General features: G+C 28.9%; 18 protein-coding genes and 1 other annotated feature. All 18 genes read right to left on the bottom strand.

Features of this window, described 5'->3' with window-relative positions:
* Positions 1–65: 65 nt before the first annotated feature.
* Positions 66–461, bottom strand: coding sequence for a RidA family protein (locus tag WAO56_RS10005; RefSeq protein ID WP_243660194.1), 396 nt, complete (start codon positions 459–461; stop codon positions 66–68).
* Positions 462–487: 26 nt separating this feature from the next.
* Positions 488–802: a ribosome silencing factor gene (rsfS, locus tag WAO56_RS10000; RefSeq protein ID WP_422144859.1), complete on the bottom strand. Its 315-nt coding sequence runs from the start codon at positions 800–802 to the stop codon at positions 488–490.
* On the bottom strand, positions 792–1,376 hold the full coding sequence (yqeK, locus tag WAO56_RS09995; RefSeq protein WP_422144858.1) for a bis(5'-nucleosyl)-tetraphosphatase (symmetrical) YqeK: 585 nt from the start codon (positions 1,374–1,376) through the stop codon (positions 792–794). Before yqeK ends, rsfS begins: the two co-directional genes overlap by 11 nt.
* Positions 1,369–1,989, bottom strand: coding sequence for a nicotinate-nucleotide adenylyltransferase (gene nadD, locus WAO56_RS09990; protein WP_422146350.1), 621 nt, complete (start codon positions 1,987–1,989; stop codon positions 1,369–1,371). Before nadD ends, yqeK begins: the two co-directional genes overlap by 8 nt.
* Positions 1,961–2,251 carry a ribosome assembly RNA-binding protein YhbY gene (gene yhbY / locus WAO56_RS09985; RefSeq protein WP_422144856.1) on the bottom strand — a complete coding sequence of 97 codons (291 nt, stop codon included), beginning with the start codon at positions 2,249–2,251 and terminating at the stop codon, positions 1,961–1,963. Before yhbY ends, nadD begins: the two co-directional genes overlap by 29 nt.
* An 8-nt stretch (positions 2,252–2,259) precedes the next feature.
* On the bottom strand, positions 2,260–3,534 hold the full coding sequence (gene obgE / locus WAO56_RS09980) for a GTPase ObgE (protein ID WP_422144855.1): 1,275 nt from the start codon (positions 3,532–3,534) through the stop codon (positions 2,260–2,262).
* 555 nt (positions 3,535–4,089) lie between these two features.
* Positions 4,090–4,380, bottom strand: a complete 291-nt coding sequence (rpmA, locus tag WAO56_RS09975) for a 50S ribosomal protein L27 (protein WP_422143465.1) — start codon at positions 4,378–4,380, stop codon at positions 4,090–4,092.
* 1 nt (position 4,381) lies between these two features.
* Positions 4,382–4,726, bottom strand: coding sequence for a ribosomal-processing cysteine protease Prp (locus tag WAO56_RS09970; RefSeq protein ID WP_422143466.1), 345 nt, complete (start codon positions 4,724–4,726; stop codon positions 4,382–4,384).
* A gap of 1 nt (position 4,727) precedes the next feature.
* The gene (gene rplU, locus WAO56_RS09965) at positions 4,728–5,039 is read right to left on the bottom strand and encodes a 50S ribosomal protein L21 (RefSeq protein ID WP_422143467.1); all 312 of its coding nucleotides are present in this window, start codon (positions 5,037–5,039) and stop codon (positions 4,728–4,730) included.
* A gap of 13 nt (positions 5,040–5,052) precedes the next feature.
* Positions 5,053–5,121: a sequence feature (ribosomal protein L21 leader region), on the bottom strand.
* 20 nt (positions 5,122–5,141) lie between these two features.
* Complete coding sequence (locus tag WAO56_RS09960; RefSeq protein WP_422143468.1) at positions 5,142–6,197, bottom strand: ribonuclease E/G; 1,056 nt, start codon at positions 6,195–6,197, stop codon at positions 5,142–5,144.
* Positions 6,197–6,817 (bottom strand): hypothetical protein, encoded by a 621-nt coding sequence (locus tag WAO56_RS09955; RefSeq protein ID WP_422143469.1) that lies wholly within the window; start codon positions 6,815–6,817, stop codon positions 6,197–6,199. The genes WAO56_RS09960 and WAO56_RS09955 overlap by 1 nt, the downstream gene beginning before the upstream one ends.
* A gap of 8 nt (positions 6,818–6,825) precedes the next feature.
* The gene (locus tag WAO56_RS09950; protein WP_422143470.1) at positions 6,826–10,215 is read right to left on the bottom strand and encodes a penicillin-binding transpeptidase domain-containing protein; all 3,390 of its coding nucleotides are present in this window, start codon (positions 10,213–10,215) and stop codon (positions 6,826–6,828) included.
* 11 nt (positions 10,216–10,226) lie between these two features.
* A complete protein-coding gene (mreD, locus tag WAO56_RS09945; protein WP_422143471.1) occupies positions 10,227–10,718 on the bottom strand; it encodes a rod shape-determining protein MreD in 492 nt (163 codons plus the stop codon).
* Positions 10,711–11,580, bottom strand: a complete 870-nt coding sequence (gene mreC / locus WAO56_RS09940) for a rod shape-determining protein MreC (protein ID WP_422143472.1) — start codon at positions 11,578–11,580, stop codon at positions 10,711–10,713. The genes mreD and mreC overlap by 8 nt, the downstream gene beginning before the upstream one ends.
* Positions 11,570–12,604: a rod shape-determining protein gene (locus WAO56_RS09935; protein WP_422143473.1), complete on the bottom strand. Its 1,035-nt coding sequence runs from the start codon at positions 12,602–12,604 to the stop codon at positions 11,570–11,572. Before WAO56_RS09935 ends, mreC begins: the two co-directional genes overlap by 11 nt.
* A gap of 10 nt (positions 12,605–12,614) precedes the next feature.
* Positions 12,615–13,322, bottom strand: coding sequence for a RadC family protein (gene radC, locus WAO56_RS09930; RefSeq protein WP_422143474.1), 708 nt, complete (start codon positions 13,320–13,322; stop codon positions 12,615–12,617).
* The gene (locus WAO56_RS09925) at positions 13,297–13,818 is read right to left on the bottom strand and encodes a Gx transporter family protein (RefSeq protein WP_422143475.1); all 522 of its coding nucleotides are present in this window, start codon (positions 13,816–13,818) and stop codon (positions 13,297–13,299) included. Before WAO56_RS09925 ends, radC begins: the two co-directional genes overlap by 26 nt.
* Before the next feature lies 1 nt (position 13,819).
* On the bottom strand, positions 13,820–14,197 hold the full coding sequence (locus tag WAO56_RS09920; RefSeq protein WP_422143476.1) for a NusG domain II-containing protein: 378 nt from the start codon (positions 14,195–14,197) through the stop codon (positions 13,820–13,822).
* Positions 14,198–14,294: the final 97 nt, after the last annotated feature.

The following is a 14,294-nucleotide window of genomic DNA, read 5'->3' as shown; positions in this document are numbered from 1 at the left end:
TGTATAAATACTTTAGTTTATTTTAAAAATTAAGAGGATAGTTTCCTATCCTCTATTGAGTAAAATTATTCTAAAGAATCATTTATTAAAGCTGTAGCTTCTATTTCTATAACAGCATCTTTAGGTAGTTTTGCAACTTCTACTAATGCCCTAGCAGGTTTGTGGTCGCCAAAGAAATTAGTATATACTTCGTTAATTGCATCGAAATCACCAATATTTTTAACAAATACACCAACTCTTGCTATATCTGTTAATTTTCCACCAGCTGCTTCAACTATAGCTAAAACATTATCTAAGCTTGTTTGAGTAGCTTCTTTTACATCATTTACTAACTCACCATCTTTAATTGGAAGTTGTCCTGAAACTAAAACTACATCTGCCCCTTTTAATCCTCTAGTTCCTTGTGAATATGGACCAATTGCTGCAGGTGCCTTATGTGTTGTAATAAATTCTACGCTCATTAAAATCTCTCCTTTAAATTCTATTTCTATTTACTCCATAATCTTTCTAAATCATAATACTCTCTAAACTCTGGAGTAAATACATGTAATATTATATCACCTAAATCTACTAGAATCCAATTTCCGTCTCTATATCCTTCTTTACTAAAAACTTCCATTTCATTCTCTAAGGCAACTTTTTCTACCTCATCTGCTATGGCTTGTGTTTGATTTGGTGTATTTCCCGTTACTATTATAAAGTAATCAGCTAAGGCTCTTCCTTTTTCTAATTCTATTGCCTTAATGTCCTTTCCAATCTTGTCCTCACAAGCTTTTACAATTAATTGTACTCTATCTTCCACTAATACCTCCTAACAGTTCATTTCGTAATTTTATTGTATTTACTGAAATTATTTGGTTCTTTTCTATTAAATACTTAATATTATTGTTAATACTTAATATTATAGCATCATTTAAATCAATTAATGACTTTTCCCTTATTTTATCTACTGAAGGATAGTCCCTACCATCTTCTGTTTTATCTGCTAGGTAAATTATTTTTTCAATTTCCGTCATAGCCAGTCTTCCAGTAGTATGCCATAATATTGCATTTAAAACTTCCTTATCTTCTATTTTGTAATGGTTTTTAGCTACTAAATACCCTATTAAACAATGTTCTAAAAAGGGGTTTTTAAATTCTTCAAATTCTTTTTTCTCTATTAGATTAGAATATTCTAGAATATATTTATTTTTATAATATTCTTCTTTCCCCTTTGCACAATCGTGAAGTAGTGCTGCTAATTTACATTTATAAATATCAACTTCAAAATGACTAGCAATTTCTTCAGACTTTTTAACTACTCTAAGTGTATGTTCATATCTTGATTGTTTTAAGTTATTTTTTAAATCTTCTTTTATTTCTTCGAAACTAAACATACAAACCTTCTTTTATTATATAATTATAAACCTTGTCTGGTAAATAATACCTAGGATTTTTTTTCAAGCTAAATTTTTTTCTAATTTCCGTAGAAGATATATCTAAAAATGCTGTAGGAATTTCCTCAACATAATATCCGTCTAAATTTATTTTATTAATTTTTTCTCTAAGAACTTTTTGCTTATCAAAAGATCTTCTTGCAACAAGAACTGTAACCTCTGAAAGAAACTCTTCATATTTATACCATTTCTCAATATACATAAAGGAATCTTCCCCCATAATAAAATAAATACTACAGTCTTGGTATATTTCCTTTATATATTCTATAGTTTCCATAGAATAGCTTTTACTTTCTTTTTTTACTTCATAATCTAAAACGGTGAATTTTTCATTTCCCTCAGTAGCCAACTTAACCATTTCCAATCTTTTTAGGCCAGAGGTAATGTCCTTATTCTTGTGTGGAGGAAATCCTGCAGGAATAAAAATAATTTCATCTAAGTTTTTAAATTCCAAGGCTTCTTGAGCCATAACTAAATGGCCTATATGAATGGGGTTAAAAGTACCTCCCATAATACCTATTTTTTTATTTTGGCAATTCAATTTTCTTCTCATCTGACTCTCTGTATATAGTAAATTTAGATCCAATAAACTGAACAAATTCTGCATTTAAGTTCTCTAATATTGTACTTATAATTTCGTCTTTATCATCTAGGTTATTATTTAATATTTTTATTTTAACAAGCTCTCTTTTAGTTAAAAGGTCATCTATTTGTTTTAAGGTATTTCCCGATACTCCACCTTTTCCTATTAAGAGTGCTGGTTCCATTTTATGAGCTAAACTTTTTAAATAAGCTCTTTGTTTTGTTGTTATCATTAAGCCTCCTAATCAAAATATTCAAATTCCATTTCTCCAACAATTACTAAATCTCCGTTACCAATGTTTAATTCCTTTAATCTTTCAAATACACCTTTATCATCTAGGACTTTTTGAAAATGTCTTAAGGCCTCATAGTCCTCAAAATTCGTCCTATAGACTAAATCATCAATTAACGGTCCCGTTACAATAAAAGTATTGTCTTCCCTTACAGTTACTTCGTAATCTGGTTCTGGTTCCTCTTCAAATGGAATATACTCTTCATCATATGTTTCATACTGTAATTTTGCATCTTTAATATATTCCCAAATTTTATATTTTAATTTATCTATACCTTCTGTTGTAGCTGCTGACATTTCAATAATTTCATCGATTTTATCCGGAAAAGCTTCCTTTATTTTTTCTAAGCCTTCCTTGGCTCCTTCAATATCCATTTTATTAGCTACGATTATTTCTTTTTTATCTGCAATTTTTATATTGTAAGAAAGCATTTCCTTTCTAATTGTATTATAATCCTCTACTGGATTTCTTCCCTCACTACCGGAAGCATCTAATACATGAACTAAAACCTTGGTTCTTTCAATATGCTTTAAAAAATCAAACCCTAAACCTACACCTTCACTTGCACCTTCTATTAGGCCGGGAATATCTGCTATAACAAAAGATTCTCCCTCACCTACTTTAACAACACCTAAATTTGGCTCTAAGGTTGTAAAGTGATAGTTTGCAATTTTAGGTTTAGCCTCACTAATAATTGAAAGTATCGATGATTTTCCAACATTTGGTAATCCGACTAATCCAACATCTGCCAATAGTTTTATTTCCAACTTAATAGTTCTTGCCTGTCCCTTAGTTCCTGGTTCTGCAAATCTTGGAGCCTGTCTTGTTGAACTTGCAAATTTAGCATTTCCTCTACCGCCTCTACCACCTTTGCAAATTAAAAAAACTTCCCCATCTTCTTTCATATCATGTATAACACGGTCAGAGTCAAAGTCCTTTATTAAGGTTCCAACAGGAACTTTTAAATAAAGATCCTCTCCCTTTTTACCATACATTTTCTTTGTTCCACCATTTTCACCATTTGGTGCCTTGTAATGTCTTTTATATCTAAAATCCATCAATGTTCTTATACTGTTACTTGCTACTAAATAAATATTCCCTCCATTACCACCATCTCCACCGTATGGTCCACCTGAAGGTTCAAATTTTTCTCTACGAAAGGATACGGCACCATCGCCTCCCTTTCCTGCCTTTAATTCTATTTTTGCTACATCTATAAACATATTACTACCTGTTCTTTCTTTTTACTTTATATAAATATATCACAGATATATAAATAGTCACATATTTAATTTATTACCCATTATTTATATAATTTCTATATTATCCTAGTCTATAAAATATATTAACCTTAAATATTGTAAAATCATTTTAATTTAACTCTCTTAGTTCTCTGTGTTAGGTCATAATACGACTTCGGCTCCAAATCACAGATTTGGGTCTCGCTGGATCTTGAAGTCCTAGTTCAAATCTTTGATTTGACTACAGGTCTCATGTAATCTGTTGACCAAGTTTACTTGGATTTAACAGGCTACTGACCTACATCAGTTCACTCCGCTCTCTGTGTTAGGTCATTATACGACTTCGGCTCCAAATCACAGATTTGGGTCTCGCTGGATCTTGAAGTCCTAGTTCAAATCTTTGATTTGATTACAGGTCTCATGTAATCTGTTGACCAAGTTTACTTGGATTTAACAGGCTACTGACCTACATCAGTTCACTCTGCTCTCTGTGTTAGGTCATAAAAAAAGCAACACTATAATAGTGTTGCAAAATTTTTATGCTAATTCTTCTCTTGGATAAACAGAAACTTGTCTTTTATCTTTACCTTTTCTTTCAAATTTTACTATACCATCAATTGTAGCAAATAAAGTGTCATCTCCACCTTTTCCTACATTGTTACCAGGATGAAATTTAGTGCCTCTTTGTCTTACTAAAATATTTCCAGCAAGAACAAATTGTCCGTCTCCTCTTTTAGTACCTAGCATTTTAGCAGCACTATCACGGCCGTTTTTTGAACTACCTACTCCCTTTTTACTAGCAAATAGTTGTAAGTTCATTTTTAACATATTATCGCACCTCCTCATATTCAACGCTAATATATTCATTATAATTTTCCTCTATACTCTTTAAAGCTAATTTTAAGCTATCCATTATAAGTACAGTTTGTCTGATATTCTCTTCTGCCATAGTATTATAGTTAATAGTTAAATTATAAAATCCATAATCTACAGAATATTCTATATTATCAGAAATCTTTAAAATCTCAGTTAATGTATTAATAGTATTAATAAGATATACCGAAACTGCTGAACAAACTATATCCTTGCCGCTGTCGTCGTATTCTCCATGTCCTCTAGACTCTACTTTTTTAATCCTATTATTCGAATCTATGGTCATTTTAATATTAATCATCTTAACCTTCTATTGATTCAATTTTAACTTTTGTAAATGGTTGACGATGTCCTTTTTTCTTTCTATAGTTTTTCTTTGCTTTATATTTGAAAACTACAATTTTCTTTCCTTTTCCATGAGCTTCAACAGTTGCTTTTATTTTAGCTCCTGAAACTGTAGGATTACCAACTTTTACATCTTCTCCGTTAGCTATTAATAATACATTATCAAATTCTACATTTTCGCCAACTTCTGCATTTAATTTTTCAATATAGTAGCTTTTACCAGCTTCTACATTGTATTGTTTACCACCTGTTTCAATTATTGCGTACATTTAACGTGCACCTCCTTATTTTAAGACTCGCCAGATTTCGGTGCTATGCTTTAAAACCTTATCTGAGCGGTTACACACTCAAGTATTATATGCTAAATATATTTAAAAGTCAATCTTTATTCCAGTTCTTATAAACTCTAAAAGTCCTGTTTTTGATTTTCCATAATATTTGATTTTTGGGTATTTTTCTACTTCCCTTATTATAAAACTATTTAAAACTTCAAAATCCTTTTTATTTAAATTTATAATATCTACTATTACTATCCCTTGAATATTTCTTAATTCTATTTGTCTTAAAGATTCCTTTGTAGCTAATTTGTTTATTTCTAAATATTTTTCATTTCTTCCACTATTAACATCGATAACTGTTAAAGCTTCAGTTTTTTCTATAATAATGTTAGCAGTATTATCAATATTTATTTTTTTAGAACTAATATTTATTAAATCCTCTGTTATATTCTCATCATATTTATAGTCATACTCTTCATTAAAAATAATATTTTCATTATTATAATAATTTTTTAAAATATTCCCTATTTCTTTACTATTTGTAATAATGTAATCAAATTCTTCTGAAATCAATTCAAAAACACTCTTTGGATTAGAATATAATTTTCTTGGTATAGGTAGAAATTTCGATTGTTTTTTTATATATTCATCAATTTTAATAAGGGAATTATATTCTTTTAAAATCTCTTCTTCGGAAATATTAATACTATTAGTTCTAAAGGTTACTCCTTTAAATTTATTGCTACTTTCTATTTTCCTTCTAAAATTCAAGTAATCCTTTCTATTTATTTTTCTAGAATATTTGTTTTTCTCCCTATTTGGGTAATACACTATATTTCGTCCAGCTATACTATAATCCATAGTATATTTATCAAATTTATTTTCTCCGGTTTTTTTATAAAGCTGTACTAATATTTCATCTCCAAGAGATTTACCCTCTCTAATCTGACTTTTGCTAATACATCCCTTTGTTCCTTTTTCAATTTCAATTACAAATCCATTTATACTTTCCATGGATTTTATAATCCTAGCAATATAAATACCGTCTCTTTCATCGATATTTATATTTTCCAATAATCTTAATTTATTATTTACCGTATATCCAACAGTTATTTTGTCTTCTTTTTTGTATATAAAATAATATTTCATTACCTTCCTAGTAACCTTTCAAAAAAACTTTTTTGAACTTCATATTTTTCCTGACCTAAGTATACTTTCCAAATTCCATTTAAAGATTCATCCTTAGTATTTGAATCTATTTCAGTTTCTCCTAATATAATATAATTTTCATTATCTAAAGACTTTTTTATTTTTGAATTTATTCTTTTATTTATAGACAGATTATTTATAAAATACTTATTTCCATTATCGACTTTAAAAACATAGTCTGCTATAATGTCTGTTTCCTTAATATTCTTTAAAATTTCTTCATTTGAATTGATTATTATATAGTCAAATTCCAAAATATTGTCTATCTTACTAAAGTCTTCATTTTCCATAATATATTTATCTCTTTTATAGGCACTAGGCATAATCATTAAATTATCATTTAATTCTAAAATACTTTGGTCTAAATCACAAATACCTGAAAAATAATCTAGGTAGTCGTATATTATATAATCTTCAATTCCAAAATATATTTCTAAATCTCTATTACCTTCCATATTTATTATTAAAACTTTTTTATCTTTAGATAAAAAACTAGAAAGGCTTGAAATATACAAGTACTTTCTAGTTTTATCCTCAGATGAAATATATATCTTTTTCATCTTAACCTCTATTCATCATCTATTGTTTCATTATTATCGTTATTATCGTTATTGTCGTCATTATTATTATAATTATTGTTACTATAGCTATTTCCATTAGAAGGATAAACTTCCATAGCAGCACCTAAAACCTCTCTCATTAAAGGTGTAATATTTTGACTTGTTCCTGCTTGAATTACAACTGCTGCAACAACATATTGTGGATCCTCGTAGGGAGCAAAGCCTATCATCCAGCCATGGTCACTATATTCTTTTCCCGTTACAGGATTTTTTAATCCTGTTTCTGCTGTACCGGATTTTATTCCCATTTCAAACGGCAATTTTCCAAGTACATTACTATTTAAGGCATCCTTTGATGCCATATTAGTACCTTCTCTAATAATATCTATATAACTATAATCATCAATATCTATTCTTTCAGATGTTGGTGTATTTTCATAAACAGCAACCCCATCTTTACTATTAACAACTTTATCTACAACAGATACCTTATTCTTATATCCTCCGTTAGCGATTGTTGACATATACCTAGCCATTTGTAGAGGTGTATAAGCATTTTGTCCTTGTCCTATTACTACATTTAGACTATCACCTATTAACCATTCCGATTGATCTAAGTAGTCGTATTTAATTTTAGTTGAAAAAGACCTGTCATCTGAACCTATTTTTACATTAGGATCAAAACCAAGCTCCTTAAGTCTTTTAATTACCTCTGATTCAGAAGGAACTACTTCCTCATCTATCCAAGATGTTATTTCCTTAATCAAATCCTGTAGATCCTCATCTGAAGTCTTTTTATCAACTAAGCAAGATTTAGCATTTTCCTCTAAAAATTTAATAAATTGATTTCTATAGGAAGCTTTTTTTATTTTTCTATCTGGTAAAATACCTGAAGACTCAGCAGGAATATTAATATCAATTCCTGTTTTTTCTCCTAAGCCTAACATCTTAGCATATTTTTCAATACTATCAACTTCTAATTTAAATTTGCTACCATCCTTAGACTCTCCCTCTTCTCCCAAAGCTAATTTATAAAAATAAATATTACAAGAATCTTTAATAGCATCTTTTAAAGTTTCGTTTCCATGCATTCCACCATGGCTACCCCAAACAGCATCTTGAAAAACCCTTCCTCCTACTTTAATATGTCCTGAACAATTAATAGGATGATCTGGATTTAAACCTGAGCTTAAACCAGCTAATGATGTAGCCAATTTAAATGTTGAACCAGGCTGTATTGCTGATTGCATTGCTATATTTAACAAGGGCCTAGGTGCAAACATATCCCTTTCGTCTTTTGGAAATAAATTCTTCCAATCACTTGATGAAATACCTGTTGAAAACATATTTAAATTTACTCCAGGTTCATTTGCCATGGCAACAAGTTGACCAGTTTTTGCATCTAAAACCACAACAGCGCCACTAGTTGCATCTTTGTATTGGCCATTTGAGGAATTAACTAAATTAACATCTCCCCAATCGGAATTAAACACATTATCCCCTGTTAGAGATGATATAGTTTCTTTTAATGCACCTTCTGCAGCTTGTTGAATTTTTCTATCAATAGAGGTATATACATCTTTTCCTGGTGTAGGTTTTGTTTCTCCAAGGACTTCTGTAGTATTTCCCCTATTGTCTACCATAACCCTTTTAAAACCATTTTCGCCTTTTAATTGTAATTCTTGGCCTTCTTCCACTCCAGTCTTTCCTATTAAAGAATCGGCATTGTATTTTTCTTCTTTTAAGTAGGTGTTAATTTCACTTTCTGTTGAAATTTTTCCCATATAGCCTATAACATGGGAAGCTAACTCACCATGAGGATAGTATCTAATAGATTCAGAATCAACAAAAATCCCTGAATCATCTGTAAAGTTTTCCTTTATTTTTGAAAATGTAACCTCACTTATATTATAGGTTAAATCTAAAGGAACATATCTTAAGTCCCCATGTTTTTCAAGGGCATCATAAATCTTAATAATATTATAAGTATCATAATCCGAATATTTATCTACTTCATATTTTTCCTTTATGGCCTTGTATAAATTTTTCACACCATCTTCTTCATCTACTTTATATTTTTCATATAGGTCTGAAATGTTTTTTTCATAGGTATATACCCAATCAACTACAGATATTTGAGGAGTTATATTTAATTCAGTATTTATTTTTTGTGCAATAAACTTTATTTTATCCGATGTAATAAAATCTTCCAGTAAATCATTTTCAATTAATAATTTAATTAATAAATCTTTAGCATTTATATCCTTATTCTTATCCTTTGATTTATATTTTATACTTGCAACTGGATTATTCTTATTAGACTCATCAATATCGACTACTATATCATTATCTATGTTTTTCTTTCTCAATATTTCCAAGGCTATTTTAGCTGGAACAACAACATTATCATCTTCAGAACTTGCATTTAAGGTAACATTGTCTAGTAATTGAGGTAAACTTGAGTCTTTAACTATTTCAACAAAGTCATCCTTTGCATCTGAATCTAAAGTAATTCCTGAATGATTTTTTGAAAGGGTTGCTTTAATTTCCAATAGTGATTCCTCATCTTGAAAACCTAATTTTTTTATTACTAAATTCTCTTCTAACTTCCTATCTTTTAAAAGGTCGTAAACAATTTTTCTTCCTACAGGATGATTTAATATATTTCGAATAATTCCTTCATCCTCTTTAGCATAATTTGCTAAAAACTCATAGGGACTTTGGTTTTCTTCATATCCCTTGTCCTTTAAAAAATCATTGTTTTCAACATCTTCAAATTCTAGTTTATCCATTCCAGAACTTAAAGGTAAATTATAACCCTTGTTTTTTATACTCTTAATAATTGAATCGACTACTCTGTATTTGTATTCACCATTTTTAGTATTTTCTTTGTACTCTTCTTTAATAAGAGTAGGAACTAAATTATTTTCTATAATAATTCTTACTGTTTTTTCAATTGGACTTTCATCTTCTGAAATATAATCATCTTTATTTTTATAGGAAATTATATTATAAGATATAGGATATTCCATATTATAAGTAGCACCATCTAAGTCTAAATACCTACTTAATTTAAGAAGATTTTCATTTTTTTCTTCACTAGCTAATAATGTAAATTCATCCTTCATAATAGAAGCTGTATATACAGTTTTATTTCCTGCTAATACATCTCCATTACGGTCATAAATATTTCCTCTTGGGGCTACTATTTCTACCTCTCTGATTCTAGAATTTTCAGAAATATCCCTATAATAATTGCCTTTTATTATGGTTAAATAAGCCAGTCTTATAAAAAGCAAAAACATTGTAATAAAAAGAATTATTTTTATAGCATAAAATCTATCCTTTCCTTCAATGTTCTTAAAAAATTTTCTAATTATTTTTTTTATACTATTCATACAGACACCAACTATAATCTAAATCTAGGAAAAACAAATATTTTCTTAAATAAATAAAATACTAAAATATATAACAGGGAATTTAAAATTACCTCTATAATAATAGGACCTAGTAAATAACTAAAAAATCCGGCTTTATCCCCTATTATTTTAACAATTAGAGAATTGCCTAAAAAATTTCCTACAGTAGATACAGCAGTTAAAATAACACCTGTCCTAATATCTTCCTTGTTTATTCCAGCTTCAGAATTCCCTATTAAAAAGCCAATAACAAAATACATTAAGGCCCTAATACCAAGGACTTTAGAAAATAATATATCTTCTATAAGTCCTATTATTAAGCCACCAAAACCACCTACATAGGGTCCAAATCCTATTGCTAAACTTACAACTACAGGTATGGATATATTTGCATGAACCGATAATATTTCAATTCTAGAAAATACAGTTGCTTGTAATATTAAATTTACTAAAACTACTATTGCTATTTTAAATCTATTCATTGTCTAATTCCTGTTCATTTTTTAAAATTAAAACTCTGTAAATGTTATTAAAGTCTACAGGTGATTCAATTATTATTTTTTTCTCAGTATCACTTTCGTCTTTAATTACTTCCTTTATTTTTCCAATGTATAAATTTGGAGGATATACTCCACCAAGTCCTGAAGTATAAATTGCATCTCCTTCTGTTACATTAGCCTCTGTTCTATACATTATCCCTTCAATATTGTTTTTGTTTCCACCTGTTATGGCACCTATTTCCCCAGATTTAGAAGTTCTAAAGGAAACTCCTGCACTAGAATCGGTTATTGAAGAAACCTTAGCGTAATTAAGTCCTACATCTACTACAGTACCAATAAGCCCTTGAACTATGGTACCATCTTCCCCTATTACTCCTTGTACAATGGCATCTTTTTCTTTAACACCACTAGCTGTACCTTTGTCAATAGTAAATCTATCATAAACATTGGAAGAATCAACTCCAACTATATATGCTTTTTTATAATTTTTCTTGTCTTTTTTTATTAAATCATATTCTGTTTTTAAATACTCTTCATTGTTTATAACCATTTCCATATTTTCAACTTGTTTTTTTAATATTGCATTTTCAGCATTTAACTCAGCATTTTCTTTTCTCATATCTGCTGAACCAAATAAAAACTCAAGTCCATCTATTAATTTGGAAGATGTAAAATATACAACTTTAGTTATTGGAGTAGTAATAGTTCCAACAATATTTCCCCCAAAGGATAAAAGTCTATTATCTCCTTTACTTGTAACAATTAATGATATTAAAAACAAAACTGTTGTAATAAAAATAACATATCTTCTTTTTTTGTTATTATTTCTAAAACTATTGTTCATTTTTCTTCCTAATAAATAACTTTCTTTTTTTTGTAATTAGTTCTATGGCTTTTCCTATTCCAATTCCTGTTACATCTATAGGATTTTCACTTACCTTAGTTTCAATTAAAATATTTTCCCTTATACTATCTGCAAATCCTTCAAGATTAGCTAAACCACCACATATAACCATTCCATTCATAACTACTTCCCCAGAAATTTCAGGAGGAGTTTTTTCCAAAACCGTTCTTATTGATGTAAAAGTTTCGTTAACTAGTGGCATTACACACTCTAATAGATCTGCTGCCGAAATCTCTACTACCTTCGGCATACCTGTTATAAGATCTTTTCCACTAATACTTGCCTTTCTAGATTGACTTTCCTTCTTTAAAGAACAAATATTATTTTTTAAATATTCACAAGTAGTATTTCCTACTAGGAAATTATGTTTTTTCTTTATATATTTTCTAATATTCCTGTCAACATTGTCTCCGCCGTACTTTACTGCATTAGCTGCAACTACTCCAGCTAAGGACACAATTGCTGTCTCTATTGTACCGGCTCCAATATTTACGATTAAATTCCCCTGTGGTTTATTTATATCATAGCCCATACCTAAGGCTGCTGCTATATTTTCTTCTATTAATACAACATCTCTACAACCAGCATATATTACTACATCTTCAACTGCCCTTCTTTCAATATCCGTTAAAAAGGAAGGTATAGTAACTACAGCTCTAGGTTGAATTAATGTAAAACCCTTAATAGCTTTTTTTATAAAATAAGATAACATTGCTCTTGTTAATTCAAAATCTGCAATAGCACCATTTTCCAACGGTCTTACTGCCATAATATTTTCAGGAGTCTTCCCAAGCATATTTTTTGCCTCAATACCAACAGCTAATAATTCATAAGTTGTTAAATCAATAGCTACAACGGAAGGCTCATTAATTAATATGTTACCGTTTATATCTGATATTACGGTATTTGCCGTTCCTAAATCTATTCCTATGTCCTTTGCAAAAATTTTAAAAAATGATGGCATTCTTTACTCCTTAAAAATATTCTTTCTCTTTTAAACTTAAAAATTGGCCATCGCCAATTATAAGATGGTCCAAAACTTGAATTCCTACTATATTGCCAGTTTCCACTAAACGCTTTGTAATTTGAATATCATCCTTGCTTGGAGTAAGATCTCCACTTGGATGATTATGTACAAGTATAATTGAATTTGCACTTTTCTTTATAGCTTGTTTGAAAACTTCCCTTGGATGTACTAAAGAACTATTTAAAGTTCCTTCAGAAATTAGTTCTTTAGATATTATTTTATTTTTAGTATTTAATAATAAAACATAAAAACATTCTTTCAGTTTATTTCTTAATTCTTCCATAAAAATATTAGCAACTGAATTAGGACTATTAATTGTATATTCATTAAATGATTTTCTAATATTTAATCTTTTAGATAATTCCAAGGCAGCTATAATTTTACTTGCTTTAGAAATACCTACACCTTCTATTTCCATTAATTCATTTAATGTAATATCCATATGATTATTCTCTCTTTTCATCATATGTAAAATATTTCTTGCAAGCTCTATTGCATTGTGTTTTTTTGAGCCTGTTCCTAAAATAACAGCTAATAATTCCTCATCAGATAAATACCCGACTCCATATAAGGCTAATTTCTCCCTAGGTTTATCTTCGTCTTTTAAATCTTTTATTCTTAATCTATACTCATTGTTGTATTTTTGATTTTCCATTATTGTTTAACACCTTTAAGAGCTTTCTAGAAACAAATTTAGATGATAAGCCAACAAAATAACCAGTAAATATTCCTATAAAAGTTAAAAATGGTAAATATGTGAAAATTTTAAAATTATTTAATACTAGACTAGCCACTAGTATTTGTCCAATATTAAAAGCAAAAGCCCCTAATTCACTTATACCTATTAAGCTTAGTTTACCTAATAAATATCTGTAGGATAAAGCCATTACAATAGCGCTAAAAATAGTTCCTGTAAGACTGTAAGGCAAGGAACTAAGATTTCCTGCAACAAGTACCTGTAGGAAGGATTTTAAAATAGACACTACTAAAGTTTCTTTAAAACCAAAGCATATTAAAGTAACTAAAATTACTATATTAGATAATCCTAATTTAGCACCTGGAACTGGTATTGGAAGGGGAATAATACTTTCAAATAAGGAAATAACTAAAGAAAGAGTCGTTAACAAGGATAAAAAAATAATTTTTCTCATTTTAATATATAGTAGCGTCTAGGTCCAATAAATCCTTATCACTTTTAATTTCAATAACCAATCTATTTGGAACACACACTATTATTTCTCCTATATTTTTAATATAACCCTGCTTTACATCTAATTTATCTGGACAAGTAGCCTCTATAACACGAACCTTGTCCTTATTAATTTCTAATATATTTTCTCCAAATTTACTTTTTATTGGATATGTTTTTTTAGATGAAGTACCAAAGGTTATTTGCTTTACTTCTTCCCCATTTACTTGAACACTTACATATTTATTTCCACTATTAATATTTGTTAAATTTATTATCAAAAATAATGAAATTGATGAAATAAAAATGAACAAAACCACTATTTTATCACCTTTAGTCATTATCAACCTCTTTGAATATTCTTTAAATAGTTTATCATTAAAAAATACCTTTTACAAGGTAATAAAAAAGAGAATCTTACGATTCTCCCTTATATAA

Origin of the sequence: Miniphocaeibacter sp., from assembly GCF_049276255.1 — a bacterium.
Taxonomy (GTDB): Bacteria; Bacillota; Clostridia; order Tissierellales; family Peptoniphilaceae; genus Miniphocaeibacter.
The sequence above is the reverse complement of the archived record's forward strand: the minus strand, read 5'-3'. Positions and strand labels throughout refer to the sequence as shown.